Origin of the sequence: Arthrobacter flavus, assembly GCF_039526005.1 — a bacterium.
Lineage (GTDB): Bacteria > Actinomycetota > Actinomycetes > Actinomycetales > Micrococcaceae > Arthrobacter_D > Arthrobacter_D flavus.
The window spans coordinates 382,733-396,460 of sequence record NZ_BAAAIJ010000047.1 but is presented as its reverse complement, the minus strand read 5'-3'; the positions used below and the strand labels follow the sequence as shown (position 1 = coordinate 396,460).

The window sequence follows — 13,728 nt, the reverse complement described above, 5'->3', positions numbered from 1 at the left end:
CCCGGCAGAACAAAATGGTAAGCCCCCTGTGCAGTTTCGGAATGATCCAACCCTAGCAGTACCGGTGTTCACACTAACCGGATAATTGCGTGCGGCGAATGCAACCGTGGTAGTCCAGTAGGTATGCCAGTATCCCCAGCCACCCCGAACACTCCAGCCACTGCAAACACAGAGTCTGCGGCCGAGCAGCGCAGCGCGCGCCTGGCGGTCACCGTGTTTCCGCTGCTGATTCTGGCCGGTGGCGCGGTCGCCGTCCTGACCCCTGAAACTTTTGCGGGAATGGCGCCATGGATCAATCCGCTGCTCGGCCTGATTATGTTCGGGATGGGCCTCACCCTTACCGCTCCGGACTTCGCTTTGATCGCCAAACGTCCAATCCCAATTGTCATTGGGGTGGTAGCCCAATTCCTGGTCATGCCACTTCTGGGATGGGCCATCGCTGCCGCCCTGGGACTGCCACCCGCACTGGCCGCCGGCGTGATCCTGGTGGGGTGTTGTCCGGGCGGTACCGCCTCCAATGTGGTCGCCTACCTCGCCAAGGGCGACGTCGCCCTCTCGGTAGCCATGACGTCGGTCTCCACCCTGATTGCGCCACTCTTCACCCCGGTTTTGGCGCTCTGGCTGGCTGGTCAGTACATGCCGGTCGACGCCGGCTCCATGGCGTTCTCGATCGTGCAGATCGTTTTGCTCCCTGTCCTGTTCGGCCTGCTGGTGCGCCGCTTCCTGCCTACCCTGGTCGCCAAATGCCTCCCGGTGCTGCCCTGGTTTTCGGTGGGGGCAATCACCGCGGTGGTGGTGGCCGTGGTCTCCGGAAGTGCCGGCATTATTTTCTCGGCGGGCCTGCTGGTGCTGGTGGCCGTCATCCTGCACAACGGGCTCGGGTACGCCCTGGGCTACAGCGTTGCCCGGCTGTTCGGTCTTCCCGTCGCATCGCGGCGCACCACAGCAATCGAGGTGGGTATGCAGAACTCGGGGCTTGCCGCTGGCCTGGCCCGACAGTATCTGACCCCCGAAGCGGCTTTACCGGGCGCCATTTTCTCGATCTGGCACAACGTCTCCGGTGCCATGCTGGCCGCCTACTGGCGACGCCGGGATGCGCGATCAGCTCCGACCCGCGAGGAGCAACCAGCCCGGTAGGAGTCTTCGGGATCACGTCACCACCTGAAGCGACATCCGGGGGCGCCACCGGTCAGGTGTGTTGATTCGGCTGCCTGGCTGACCTTGCCGCCTGGCCGACGATGGCCGTGTAGGTGGGGTAGGCGAACTTCACCCGAGCCAGGGTTGCGACGTCGGTGCCCGCCGCCATCGCCGCCGCCACCGCCTGGATCACCTCAACCGCGTTTTCCCCCACTGCGTGCGCTCCAAGGATCAGCTCCCGATGCCGGTCCAGGACCAGTTTCAGGAACCCCTGCTCCCGGTCATCGATGATGGGGCGCTCCACCTCGCTATAGGGCACGACGACGACGGTCGCTTCCCGGTCACGCGCCCGTGCCGCTTCCTCGGTGAGGCCGACACCGGCGTAATCCGGGTCGGTGAAGCCGCCGGCGGGCAGCAAGTGGTGTGGGCTGGTCCGGTGCGCGCCGAGAACCGCGTTCTCGGCGGCAGTTTCGCCCTCAAACACGGCAGCCTGCACCAGCATGCTGGAGCCGTTGGCGTCCCCCGCCACATAGACGTGGGGAACATTCGAGCGCAGATAGTCGTCAACCTGGATAGCGTTGCGTTGGGCCTGGACACCGGCTGCGGCCAGACCCAGGGGCTCAATGTTCGCCGGCCAACCGGCAGCCATTACGACCGTGTCGAACTCCTCTACCTGTTCTCCGGTTGGGCCGGCCCAGTACAGGTGGAGCCCGCCGTCGTCCTTGGTGATCTGGTGGATCCCGCCGATCCCCGTCTCCACCCGCACGCCCCTGGTGCGGAACCCGTCGGTGACCGCCGCCGAGACAGCGGCATCCTCCGTGGTGAGGATACGCGGCGCCAGATCCAGCAGCAGTACCCGGGAGCCGAGTGCATGGAAGATGGTGGCCAGCTGCGCGCCGGTGTGCCCGCCGCCGATCACGGCGATGGACCGCGGCAGATCCGGCAGATCGAGAATGTCCGGCGGCAGGACTGCATGCTCGGCGCCGGGGATCGGTAGGCGGCGCGCGTTGCCTCCGACGCAGAGGATGACCGAGCTGGCCGTCACCGCGCGACCGCCCGCTGTAAGGGTGTGCGAGTCGACGAACGATGCCTCGCCGGTGAGCAGCGTGATGCCCAGCCGGGCGACGACGTCGTCGTACCCTTTCGCCGCGAGCACCCGGTCCACGGTCGACCTGACCCGCCGGACAATCTGGGGCCAGTCAACCGACGGTTCGGCGACGACAATCCCGTAGTCATAGGCGGTGCGCACCTCCCGGTACAGGCGGGCCGTCTTCGCGAGGACCCGGGTCGGCACGCACCCGGAATTGACGCAGGTGCCGCCGAGCCTCGCCCGCTCCACCACAGCGACGCGGGCGCCGAGTTCCGCGGCCCGCACTGCGGCGGCCATCCCCGCAGGGCCGGCGCCCACGATCAGAACATCGAAGTCGTATTCCATGGCTTTGCTCCTGCGGGTGGTTGTTGCACGATCAGCTGCTGCTTCCTGTATAGCGGCAAATGCCCCGAAACTCCCGTACTTCTGACGTCCCGGGTAATCTCAGAGGTATGACAACCCAGCAGGAAACCCTTAAGGAGACGCGGAAGACTGCGGCGAATCTGATCCCGGCGGCGCTGATCGCCGGGTCGGGGTTTGTGATGTTCGGACTGGACCAGCGGCCGCTGGGTTACCTGCTGTTAGCGGCCGCGTTGGCGTCGTCGTTCTTCATCGGGCGTCAGCTGTTCAAGGATCTGGCGTTGCTGTCACTCGGCCTGGTCATCATGAGTCTGGTGCCCATTACCACCGACATCAGCTTCAGCCACATGTTCACCATGGGGACAGCAATGGTCCTGGCGGTGGGATTGCCGTACTTAATTTCGCGTTTTGTGTTCAAGGACCACGCCATCCGGTTTCCGGTCCTCACCGGCCAGAAGTGGACGAGGACCGAGCGCTGGTATCTGGTGGCCGTCGTCGTGATGGGGTACTTTCTCCTGCCCGTTTACATGATTCCTACCGGCGTGTTCGAGAACTGGCCGGCTGCCTCGGATCCGGGCACCGTGGCGCGGCTGTTCCTCGGCACCAATGTGCTGGGTATCTGGGACGAGCTGTTCTTCATCTGCACCGCCTTCACCCTGCTGCGGCGGCATCTGCCGGACTGGCAGGCCAACATGCTGCAGGCGGTGCTGTTCACCTCGTTCCTCTGGGAACTGGGCTTCCACGCCTGGGGGCCTTTGCTGATCTACCCCTTTGCTCTGGTGCAGGGCTGGATCTTCAAGAAGACCAAATCGCTGAGCTACATTGTGGCGGTGCACCTCCTGTTCGACTTTGTGTTGTTCCTGGTGCTGATTCACGCGCACAACCGCGAATGGTTCGACATTTTCCTGTACTAGCCACCTGCTGGTTTTCGCCCGTTCCCCGGTGAGAGTCTCCCCACAGTTCACCATCCCCGCTGGACAGCTACCCACTGTCATCTGAGACGGTGAAGCCATGGATGAACTAGTCAACGTGTTAGCCCCTGTGGTCGGTGTCGCTGCGGCCTTGATCGCAGCAGTGCTTCTCGCGGCCATTGTGCGCCGGATAGCTGTGCGCACCCTCCGGAAGGTCCCCGCCATTCAGGGGGCATCCCGCCGGGCGTTGAATCCGGTGCGGCTCGTGCTCGCCATTGTGGGGGCGAGGATAGCTCTCGGGGTGACCGCCGCGGACAACGACTGGTTTGCTCCGGTGGACTACGCGCTGGTGCTGGCCCTCATTGGAGCTGTGGCGTGGCTGGTCGCGTCGCTTCTGCTGGTGTTTGAGGCGGTGGCGCTGCGGAAATACGGGAGGGACACCGTTGACCATGGCCGGATGCGGCGCCTGAAAACACAGATCATGCTGGCCCGCCGGGTGGGAGTGGCCCTGGTGATCACGTTCGCGCTGGCCAGCGTGCTGCTGACGATTCCCGAGGTGCGGGCCCTCGGCGCTGGCATCCTGGCCTCGGCCGGTCTGATCTCCATCGTTGCTGGTCTTGCCGTCCAGAGCTCCCTAGCGAACGTCTTTGCCGGGGTGCAACTGGCCTTCACCGATGCCCTGCGGATCGACGACACCGTGTTCGTCGAAGAGCAGTTGGGCACGGTCGAGGAAATCACCATGACCTATGTGGTGGTCAAGGTCTGGGATGACCGCCGGATCATCCTGCCCTCGACCTACTTCACCACCACGCCGTTCGAGAACTGGACGCGGAGCCGTTCCGAACTGCTGGGCACCGTTGACCTGGACCTCGACTGGCGGGTCCCCATCGAATCGATGCGGGCCCACCTGGTCGCGATACTCGACAAAACCACTCTGTGGGACGGGCGCACCAGCACCCTGCAGATCACTCAGGCCACAGACGGGATGGTGCGCGCCCGGGTGCTGGTCAGCGCCGTCGACAATGACGCCCTCTGGGATCTGAAGTGTCTGATCCGCGAATCAATGGTCGTGTTTCTGCAGACCCACCACCGGGAGGCGCTGCCCCGGCAGCGGTGGGAGGCGGTGCACCCGCCCCAGCCCGCAGCCTTGGGGCCGGGGGCCTAGGCGAAGCCTCCAAGCGCGGTCACGATCGGGACGGCCGACGCTGCTGCCCATGCCTGCGGGCGGCAGGAGGCCGGGTAGGGGACCGGCGGCCAGACGTCGTCGGACGCGTGGCCGGAGAACAGCTCCGGCAGGCGCCAGTCAAAGCCCTCAGCGGCACGGAGCAGCCCGGAGGCCAGGGTTCGGGCATCGTCAACGAAGCCATCCCTGGTGAGTCCGCTGATGATCATGCCCGTGTCGTGGCTCCAGACGGATCCCGCATGGTACCGGGTAGGCCAGAACCCTCCGTTGGTGGTGGAGACGGTCCTGATGCCGTAGCCGGAGAACATGGTGGGGTCCATCAGCCGGCGGACCACTGCTGCCTGTTCCTCAAGATTGAGGATGCCTGTTCCGAGGAGATGGCCCATGTTGCTGGTGACGCCGTCGACGGGACGCTTTGCGGCATCGAGCGCGATCGCAGGATACGCTCCCAACTCGTCGCTGCACCAGAAGGATTCACGGAACCGGATTTCCAGCTTGTTGGCATAGTCCCGCCAGTCGCCGGCGCCCGGGCGACCGAACGCGTCAAGGAGTGCGGCGCCGCCCATCGCGGCTTCGTAGGCGTAGGCCTGGACCTCGGCGAGCGCGATCGGACCGTCGGCAAGAGCGCCGTCGTGCCAGCGAATCGAATCTCCTGAATCCTTCCAGCCCTGATTGGCCAGCCCGTGACCGCTGGTGTCGAGGTACTCGAGGAAGCCGTCGCCGTCGGAATCCCCGTGGTCGCGCAGCCACACCAGTGCCGCTTCCAGATGATCGAGCAGTGCCTCCACCTCAGCGTTGGGCAGTCCGGCTCGCCACGCATCGTGCAGGAGGGAGATCCATAGCGGAGTGGCGTCGATGGTGCCGAAGTAGACCGGAGGCAGCGAGATCCCGTTGCCACCCTCTTCGAACTGGAGCGTGCCACGGCGGACCTCGTGCAGGATCTTGCCCGGCTGCTCAGCGGTCAGCGGATCAGTGCTGTCGCCCTGACGGTGGGCCAAAGCGCGCAGGGTGCTGCCCGCGAGAGCCGTGTCGAGGGGCAGCAGCATCCGGGCAGCAATCAATGAGTCCCGCCCAAACATGGTGAAGAACCAGGGCGCTCCGGCGGCCAAAAAGGTGTCCTCCGGCCGGTCCGCCGTCGCCATGCGTAACCCGTTGAGGTCCGAAACCGATTGACTGAGCAGGCTTTGCAGCCGGGGCTCGGACAGCCGAGGGGCCGCCAGGGCGGGAGTGCTCGGTGCAACCATCGGGGCGGCGCTGTCCGTAAGGGATACCCGCCACGGCAGGACAACGGTGCCGCCGGGCTCCACCTCGGTCATCCAGTTGAGCCGGATGTGATTGCCCTCGTATTCGGTGCGGGCGCCGCCGGCGTTCAGGGCAACCGAGGTGTCCGGGCCGCGCCAGTTCCAGCGGGGGCCAGTGACGTCGACGTCGACATGTGGCGCCGCTCCGGACTTGACCTTCTCCATCGGGGTGCTGTCCGCCACCAGGTGGCACTGCACCTCAAGGTGGGCCAGGAAACTGTGAGCCGATTCGATCTTGATCTCCTCGCTGATCCCCTCAGCATCCGCGATCCGCGTCCGGGTGAGGTAGAGCAGCGGGTCGGCGACAGGGGACTGGATCCGCACGAAGTAGAGGTAATCCACCCGGCTGGCCGACCGGACCTGGGTGGAGACCCACTCGGGCTCCTCGCCGTTGACCGTCAGGATGGCTTCACGGAGGACCCTGTCATCACCGCAATGGATGCCCTGCGCGCCATGGCCACGGATCTGGCCATGGTCGTCCGCCCAGGCCTGGACCGGTGCGCTGAAAACGCCGGTGAGGTTGTGCAGATACGGCTGGCGGTAGGCCACATGAACTCCTGGGTGGTGGGTGCTGTCGCCTTGACACTATCGTCAAAACGTTATTTGATCGTTCAACTTAGTGATTGACATCATATTTGAACGTTCATATTGTTGTAAACAGGCAGTCCATCAGAAACTGCCGCGATTGGGAAATGAGGATTTTCGATGGCGAAGGCAACCTTGGTCAGCCTGGCCGAGTCTCTCGGCGTGTCCCGGCAGACCATTTCCAACGTTATCAACGCTCCTCATCGGGTCAAGCCGGAAACCCGGTTGCGGGTGGAGCACGCCATCGCCGAAAGCGGGTACCGGCCCAGCGCCGCCGCCCGGCAGTTGCGAACCCGCCGGTCCATGAACCTGGGCATCCGGATGATGCCGGTGGTTGATGGCATCAACGGATCGATCCTTGACCGTTTCCTTCACGCCCTCACCGAGGCCGCCCAGGACGAGGGCTACCGCCTGACCCTGTTCAGTGCCGCCACCGACGATGACGAGGTTCGCCAGTACGAGGACCTCCTCAACGTCGCTGACCTGGATGGGTTCGTCCTCACCGGCACCCACCACGGCGATCAGCGCACCGCGTGGCTACTGGACCATGAGATCCCGTTCGCTTCCTTTGGCCGGCCGTGGAGCGACACGGAAGACCCCTTCAGCTCGCGTCATCCCTGGGTGGATGTCGACGGCGGCGCCGGCACCGAGCAGGCCACCCGTCTGCTGCTCGACCAGGGACACACTGCGATCGGGTTCATCGGCTGGCCAGCTGGGTCCGGTGCTGGCGATGACCGCCGGAGCGGGTGGCTGCGTGCGCTGCGAGATGGCGGCGTGTTGGCGGATCAGTTGGATGTCGAGGTGCACGACGGCGTCCCCGCCGGTGCGCGCGCCGCCGAGCAGCTGATCGCCGCAGGGGCCACCGCCGTGGTCTGCGCCAGCGACAGCCTCGCGCTCGGTGCGCTGTCCACCTTCAGAAGCCGGTACCCGGCACCGACCACCCCGGATGTGATCGGTTTCGATGACACTCCGGTGGCCGCCGCCGTCGGACTCTCCAGCGTTGCGCAGCCGATCGAGGACGCCGCGCGGCACATCATCCGGGTACTCGCCCACACGCTCTCGGGCGACGCGGCGAGCGGTCGACCCGACAAGCACCTGCTGCTGACGCCGACCCTGGCGCAGCGCTTCCCCCACCCGCTGGCCGGCGACGGCTGGCTGGCATGACCCACCCGTCCATCCCCTAGATAGCCCGAAATAGACAAAAGAATGAGGAAACAGACAATGAAGACTGGAAACTTCCGCACCCGCAGGAAGACACTCGCCGTCGCTGTGACAGCCGCCGCGGCCCTGGCATTGAGCGCTTGTGGCGGATCAGGATTCTCGGGCTCCGAGGGTGAATCAGCCGAGGCGGAAGGCGCAACTGACGCGCCGATCTCGGTGCTGATCGGTTCCTCCGGCGAAGCCGAGACCACCTCCGTCACCGAGGCCGTCGACGCGTGGGCCTCCGAGTCCGGGATGGACGCCAGCGTCAGCGTGGCCTCCGACCTGCCCCAGCAGCTCAGCCAGGGCTTCGCCTCGGGCGAACCCGCCGACGTGTTCTACGTGTCCACCGACCTGTTCGCTGGCTATGCGGCCAACGGGTCCCTGGAACCGTACGGCGACGACCTGGAAAACAAGGACGATTTTTACCCCGCACTGCAGGAAGCCTTCACCTACGAGGATCAGCTGTACTGCGCTCCGAAGGACTTCTCCACCCTGGGCCTGGTCATTAACAACACCCTCTGGGAAGAGGCAGGCCTCACCGAAGACGACGTGCCGACCACCTGGGAAGAACTGGCATCGGTGGCTGAGCAGCTCACTACCGACGACGTCGTCGGCCTCGGCTACGGTCCCGAGTTCCAGCGACTGGGTGTCTTCACCGCCCAGGCCGGCGGCGGACTCGTGACCGACGGCGCAGCAACCGTGAATAGCCCCGAGAATGTTGAGGGTCTCACCTTCGTCCAGGAGATGATGAACGACGGCGTCGCCGCCTTCTCCTCGGACCTCGGTTCGGGCTGGGGTGGCGAGGCCTTCGGTAAGGGCCAGGCCGCCATGGTGATCGAGGGTAACTGGATCGCCGGTGCGATGAGCAACGACTTCCCCGACGTCGACTACCAGGTCGCCGAACTCCCCGAGGGTCCTGCCGGCCCCGGCACCCTGCAGTTCACCAACTGCTGGGGCATCGCCGCCGACAGCGACAACATCGAGGGTGCCAAGGAACTCGTGGCACACCTGACCACCGCCGAGACCCAGCTCAGCTTCGCCGAGGCCTTTGGTGTCATGCCGTCGCTGCAGTCCGCCGCAGAGGACTGGTCCACCCAGTACCCAGACCTCGCAGCCTTCATCGCCGGTGGCGACTACGCCCAGAACCTGCCAGCCCAGCAGGGCGCATCGGACGTGCTCGCAGAGCTGAACGCCCAGCTCGAGACGATCAAGACCGCCGACCTCCAGCAGCTGCTGGACACCCTCCAGACCGACATGGAGTCGGTCGTCGCGGACGCCGGATAACCGGTATCTGAACAACCGCAGGAGCACCCTGACCGTCCGAGAAATCGGGTGCTCCTGCGGTACCACTCAGTGATTCACCACTCAGTAATTCACCACTCAGTAATTCAGCCCGGGGTAACAGAACGAGGACGCAGTGGCACAACGTACAGCGGCAAAGAAGCCGTCCGGCACCCAGGATTCACCTCCTGCGTTCCGGAAACGCACGGGCATCCAGGGCCGCACCGGCCTGACCGGTTGGCTGTTCATCTCCCCGGTGGTGCTGATCCTCGGTTTGTTCCTGGTCATTCCCGTCCTGATGGCGGCGTGGGTCAGCATGTCGGACTGGACCGGCCGCGGCAGCCCCTTCGGAAGCGACGTCGAGTTCGTGGGCGGGGAGAACTTCTCCGCCATCCTTGGTGGTGAGGGACTGGCCGCCCGGGACTTCGGCACCGCGATCCGCAACAACTTCTACTACGTGCTGCTGGTGGTTCCCCTGCAGACCGCGCTGGCCATGTTCCTGGCGGTGATGGTCAACAAGCAGGTCCTCAAGGGGCGCGGGCTGTTCCGGACCGCCTTCTACTTCCCCTCGGTCACCAGCTCCGTGGCGATCACCGTCCTCTGGCTGTTTCTCTTCAGTGCCACCGGCGTGGTCAACAAGGTGCTGTCCTTTTTCGCTATCTCCGGGCCGAACTGGTTCCAGGATCCCCGCGGCATTTTCCACATCGTCTTCTCGGTCTTCGGCCTGAACCAGGCGCCCGCCGGATTGCAAGACCCCGGTTTCCTGGGGATCCCCGGCTGGGAATGGCTAGCCGGACCCTCCGTCGCGATGAGCGCTTTTGTGCTGATGGCCATCTTCACCACCTCCGGCACCTTCATGCTGCTCTTCATTGCAGCCCTGCAGAACATCAGTGGGGAAGTGCAGGAAGCGGCGATGGTCGACGGCGCCAGCGCCTGGCAGCGGTTCTGGCAGGTTACCCTCCCCATGCTGCGGCCCACCCTGTTCACCGTGCTGACCCTGGGCCTGATCGGCACCTGGCAGGTCTTCGACCAGATCTACGTGGGCACCCAGGGCGGGCCGGCGAAGACCACGTTGACTCCCGCCTACCTGTCCTTCAACTCGGCCTTCAACAACCAGCGGTGGGGCGAAGGAGCCGCCATCGCCTTCATCCTCTTCGGCATCATCGTGGTGCTCACCATCCTCCAGCGATACGCGCTCAGGGAACGGGATGTGCCTAAACGAAGCCGCATGGTCCCGGTCGGCGCGGACCCCAAGACCGCCGCCGCAGCGCAATCCAGCGCCCGCCACGAGGACCGTCTGAAGGGCCGGGACCCCGGCGGCGCTGACCCGGATGGCACCAACCAGACTGGCACCCCTGAAGGAGACCGGCGATGAGCACCACAGTAGCCCCCTCCCCGGCACCCGAGCCCGCCTCGACGCCCGAGGTCCCGCAGCGGATCAAGAACCGCCGCAAGAAGGTCACCCGCGGCGTCTGGATCTCCTACGTTGTGTTGATCATTCTGGCCATCATCTACATCTTTCCGTTCCTGACCCAGGTGGCCACGTCCTTCAAGACGGAGCCCGACGCGGCGCAGGACCCGCTGGGCCTGATCCCCCAGCATTGGACGTTTGCCGCGTACGAAACCCTGTTCGCCAACTCCGACTTCCCCATCTGGGGGCGGAACTCGTTCATCGTCACCGTGTTCGTGACCGCAGGGCGGGTGTTCTTCAACTGCCTGGCGGGGTACGCGCTGGCCAGAATCAACTTCCGCGGCCGTGGGCTGGTGTTCGCCCTACTCGTCGCCGTCATGGCGGTGCCCGGCGTCGTTCTGTTGATCCCCAAGTTCCTGGTGATCAACCAGCTCGGCATCTACGACTCCTATGCGGGCATGATTCTGCCCCTGCTCGCTGACGCTGCGGGTGTCTTCATCATGAAGAACTTCTTCGAATCCATTCCGCCCAGCGTCGAGGAACAGGCGCGCGTCGACGGGGCGGGGACGTTCCGCACTTTCTGGTCGATTGTGCTGCCGATGGCCCGGCCGGCGGTGATGACCATCGTCATCCTGTCCTTCCAGGGTTCCTGGAACGAGCTGAACCACTTCATCATTTCCACCCAGGACCCGGCCCTGACCACCCTCACCAAGGGCGTGGCTCAGCTGGCGTCAGGCCAGCTCAGCCAGGGAACCCAGTACCCGCTGAAACTGGCGGCAGCAGCGCTGATGACCATCCCGGTAGCCATCGTGTTCTTCGTCTTCCAGAAGAAGATCATGAACGCCTCGGCCGGCGCAGTGAAGGAGTAGCGCGGTAAAGGAGTAGCACCGGGGGGATGCGGGTGAGGGTTAGTCCCGGGGCATAAGGCTGGGGGAGCCGTCCACGCCGTCGCCCGCGCTCAGCCCGGTCAGCACGGCACGGATGGCGTCCACTGAGGAATGCTCCGGCTTCCACCCGAGCAGTGTGCGGGCACGGTCGGTGTTCATGACCGGTGCCTGGGTGGCCATGTCGATCCACCCCGGATCGGTGCGCTGCAGACCCAGCGCCCAGGTCACGCCGACGACGGCGCGCAGCACCTTGACCGGCAGGTTCACCACCCGTCGGGCGCCCAACTGACCCGCCACCCTGGCCGGCGTGAGGACCGGCTCCGCAGCGATGTTGAAGGCGCCGCCCACCCGCCGGTCGACGGCCCGCCAGTAGGCGTCTGCGACATCGTCGGCGTGGACCGCTTGAAAGATCAGCTGGTCCGGGATCGGCAGCAGGGGCAGGCGGAGCCGATCCAGCAGGAACTTTGGGACGAGGGGGCCCAGGAAGTAGCGGCCGATTTCGCTCCCGGCGTCCTGCTGGAAGATCAGCCCCGGGCGAAGCCGGGTGACCGGGATCTCCGGGTACCGCCGGTCGAAGTCGTCGAGGAGCGCTTCCTGCTCAGCCTTGTGCCGACTGTAGTGAGAGGTGCTGATACCTCCATGCGGCCACCTTTCATCCACCCGCTGCCCCTTCGACGCGGGGCTGTAGGCACCCACCGATGACGCGCAAACGAAGTGGCGCACACCCGCGTCGGCGGTCGACTGCAGCGCGTTCGCGGTACCGGTGACGTTGGTGCGGTGCATCGCCGGTTCATTACGGTTCGGCTGAATGGCCCAGGCCAGGTGCACGACGGCGTCAACGCCGTGGAGCGCGGCGGTGAGAGTGCTGCGCCCCTCATCGGTGCCGATATCGAGGGCGTGCCACTCGCACCCGGAGTACGGGGCCCGGGTAGTGTCAGGAAGCCGACGAGCGAAGCCCACGATTTCCACGCCGCCCGGACGCTCAGCCGCGGCCCGGTGCAGGCGCCGTAACACAGCGGTCCCGACGTTGCCGGTGGCTCCAAGAACCGCAATTCGGAGGGGGCCTGCTGAACTATTCTGGGAAGAAGCCATCTGCCAACGGTAATCCTTAGGTAGGCTTATGCACTAGTAAGGGTCCTTACAATAGGCGGCAGGACCTGTAGGAACTATGTGGAGGTACCAATGGCACCCAGCGGCAGCACGGCGGCGGGTTCGCCCGAAGCGCAGACCCAGGACAAGGCACGCAACGCGCCGAGTCCTGACGACGACCGGAAGCCCGATAGTCCCACCGACCTGAAGAAGCCGGCCTGGGGGTACGTGTTCAAGCGCACGATCCGCGAGTTCGGCAAGGACCAGTGCACCGACCTGGCGGCCGCGCTCACCTACTACGCGGTGCTGGCCATTTTCCCGGCCCTGCTGGCCCTGGTCTCGCTGCTCGGCGTCTTTGGGCAGGCGCAGACCACCACCGATACGGTGCTGGACGTCCTGGCAGGGGTCGCGCCGGACATCGCCGAGAACGAGACATTGGAAGACACGATTCAGGGTCTCGCCTCGTCGCAGGGCGCCGGGTTGACCCTCATCATCGGTATTCTCGGTGCCCTCTGGTCGGCGTCCGCCTATGTGAACGCCTTCAGCCGGGCGATGAACCGCATCTACGAGGTGGAAGAGGGCCGGCCAATCTGGAAGCTGCGCCCCGTGATGCTGCTGATCACGGCCGTCGTCCTCCTGATGGTGGTGCTGATGGCACTGCTGCTGATCCTCTCCGGTCCGATTGCCGAATCGGTGGGTAACGTGATCGGTCTCGGCGAAACAGCCCTGCTGGTCTGGAACATTGCCAAGTGGCCGGTCATGGTGGTCTTCGCTGTCCTGATGATTGCTGTCCTGTATTACGGTGCACCCAACGTGAAGCAGCCCAAGTTCAAGTGGATGAGCATGGGGTCCTTTGTGGCGCTGCTGGTCCTCGGTCTTACCACCGCTGGCTTCTCCCTTTACGTCGCAAACTTCGGCAGCTACGACGAGACGTACGGCGCAATCGCCGGCGTCATCGTCCTGCTGCTCTGGCTCTGGCTGGCCAACCTGTCCCTGCTGTTCGGCGCCGAGTTCGACGCCGAACTGGAGCGAGGACGTCAGCTGCAGGCCGGCATCGAAGCTGAGGAAACCCTTCAGCTGCCCCCACGGGACGACACGATGAGCCGCAAGAAGCACGACAAGGAACTCGAGAACATCGACGAGGGTCGCGAACTGCGCCGGAAATACCAGCGCGAGTCGGCCCAGCACAGCAAGGACAACTGATCACTGCCGGTGATCACCCAGTGATTAACTCCACCTCAGTCGCCGGGCTGTTCCGAGCAACAGTCCAGCGTCGGAAGATTAGGCTGA

At 65.0% G+C, this 13,728-nt stretch carries 11 protein-coding genes; 8 read left to right on the top strand and 3 right to left on the bottom strand.

All coding sequences use genetic code 11. The features are described 5' to 3' along the window. Positions 1–123 precede the first annotated feature (123 nt). A complete protein-coding gene (locus ABD059_RS11900) occupies positions 124–1,137 on the top strand; it encodes a bile acid:sodium symporter family protein (protein WP_343880264.1) in 1,014 nt (337 codons plus the stop codon). 52 nt (positions 1,138–1,189) lie between these two features. Here the strand turns inward: ABD059_RS11900 and ABD059_RS11895 are convergent, their stop codons facing one another. Further along, positions 1,190–2,572 (bottom strand): dihydrolipoyl dehydrogenase family protein, encoded by a 1,383-nt coding sequence (locus tag ABD059_RS11895; RefSeq protein ID WP_343880261.1) that lies wholly within the window; start codon positions 2,570–2,572, stop codon positions 1,190–1,192. Positions 2,573–2,679: 107 nt separating this feature from the next. Here ABD059_RS11895 and ABD059_RS11890 point away from each other — a divergent pair, with 107 nt between their 5' ends. Both ABD059_RS11890 and ABD059_RS11885 read left to right on the top strand, forming a co-directional pair. After that, complete coding sequence (locus tag ABD059_RS11890; RefSeq protein ID WP_343880259.1) at positions 2,680–3,501, top strand: CPBP family glutamic-type intramembrane protease; 822 nt, start codon at positions 2,680–2,682, stop codon at positions 3,499–3,501. A 97-nt stretch (positions 3,502–3,598) separates the two neighbouring features. After that, a complete protein-coding gene (locus tag ABD059_RS11885) occupies positions 3,599–4,663 on the top strand; it encodes a mechanosensitive ion channel family protein (protein ID WP_343880256.1) in 1,065 nt (354 codons plus the stop codon). On the opposite strand, the gene ABD059_RS11880 is transcribed toward ABD059_RS11885, so the two are convergent. Further along, positions 4,660–6,531 carry a glycogen debranching N-terminal domain-containing protein gene (locus ABD059_RS11880; RefSeq protein ID WP_343880253.1) on the bottom strand — a complete coding sequence of 624 codons (1,872 nt, stop codon included), beginning with the start codon at positions 6,529–6,531 and terminating at the stop codon, positions 4,660–4,662. The genes ABD059_RS11885 and ABD059_RS11880 overlap by 4 nt on opposite strands. Before the next feature lie 156 nt (positions 6,532–6,687). Here ABD059_RS11880 and ABD059_RS11875 point away from each other — a divergent pair, with 156 nt between their 5' ends. The 4 genes from ABD059_RS11875 (at position 6,688) to ABD059_RS11860 (ending at position 11,331) form a co-directional block, all read left to right on the top strand. Next, positions 6,688–7,731 (top strand): LacI family DNA-binding transcriptional regulator, encoded by a 1,044-nt coding sequence (locus tag ABD059_RS11875; protein WP_343880251.1) that lies wholly within the window; start codon positions 6,688–6,690, stop codon positions 7,729–7,731. A gap of 57 nt (positions 7,732–7,788) precedes the next feature. Next, positions 7,789–9,054: a sugar ABC transporter substrate-binding protein gene (locus tag ABD059_RS11870; RefSeq protein WP_343880249.1), complete on the top strand. Its 1,266-nt coding sequence runs from the start codon at positions 7,789–7,791 to the stop codon at positions 9,052–9,054. Between the two features lie 133 nt (positions 9,055–9,187). Next, the gene (locus ABD059_RS11865; RefSeq protein WP_377959546.1) at positions 9,188–10,426 is read left to right on the top strand and encodes a carbohydrate ABC transporter permease; all 1,239 of its coding nucleotides are present in this window, start codon (positions 9,188–9,190) and stop codon (positions 10,424–10,426) included. Beyond that, positions 10,423–11,331, top strand: coding sequence for a carbohydrate ABC transporter permease (locus ABD059_RS11860; RefSeq protein ID WP_343880247.1), 909 nt, complete (start codon positions 10,423–10,425; stop codon positions 11,329–11,331). The genes ABD059_RS11865 and ABD059_RS11860 overlap by 4 nt, the downstream gene beginning before the upstream one ends. A 39-nt stretch (positions 11,332–11,370) precedes the next feature. Here ABD059_RS11860 and ABD059_RS11855 read toward each other — a convergent pair whose 3' ends face one another. Next, positions 11,371–12,441 carry an NAD-dependent epimerase/dehydratase family protein gene (locus tag ABD059_RS11855; protein WP_343880246.1) on the bottom strand — a complete coding sequence of 357 codons (1,071 nt, stop codon included), beginning with the start codon at positions 12,439–12,441 and terminating at the stop codon, positions 11,371–11,373. Positions 12,442–12,531: 90 nt separating this feature from the next. On the opposite strand from ABD059_RS11855, the gene ABD059_RS11850 reads away from it, so the two are divergent. Then, entirely contained in the window at positions 12,532–13,641 is a 1,110-nt protein-coding gene (locus ABD059_RS11850) for a YihY/virulence factor BrkB family protein (RefSeq protein ID WP_343880244.1), read from the top strand. The last annotated feature ends 87 nt before the right edge of the window (positions 13,642–13,728 follow it).

Bases quoted from the DNA above. Each gene is read 5' to 3' on its own strand.
- ABD059_RS11890 (WP_343880259.1), top strand. From the start codon at position 2,680: ATGACAACCCAGCAGGAAACCCTTAAGGAGACGCGGAAGACTGCGGCG.
- ABD059_RS11860 (WP_343880247.1), top strand. From the start codon at position 10,423: ATGAGCACCACAGTAGCCCCCTCCCCGGCACCCGAGCCCGCCTCGACG.
- ABD059_RS11855 (WP_343880246.1), bottom strand. From the start codon at position 12,441: ATGGCTTCTTCCCAGAATAGTTCAGCAGGCCCCCTCCGAATTGCGGTT.
- ABD059_RS11870 (WP_343880249.1), top strand. From the start codon at position 7,789: ATGAAGACTGGAAACTTCCGCACCCGCAGGAAGACACTCGCCGTCGCT.
- ABD059_RS11885 (WP_343880256.1), top strand. From the start codon at position 3,599: ATGGATGAACTAGTCAACGTGTTAGCCCCTGTGGTCGGTGTCGCTGCG.
- ABD059_RS11900 (WP_343880264.1), top strand. From the start codon at position 124: ATGCCAGTATCCCCAGCCACCCCGAACACTCCAGCCACTGCAAACACA.
- ABD059_RS11875 (WP_343880251.1), top strand. From the start codon at position 6,688: ATGGCGAAGGCAACCTTGGTCAGCCTGGCCGAGTCTCTCGGCGTGTCC.
- ABD059_RS11895 (WP_343880261.1), bottom strand. From the start codon at position 2,572: ATGGAATACGACTTCGATGTTCTGATCGTGGGCGCCGGCCCTGCGGGG.
- ABD059_RS11850 (WP_343880244.1), top strand. From the start codon at position 12,532: ATGGCACCCAGCGGCAGCACGGCGGCGGGTTCGCCCGAAGCGCAGACC.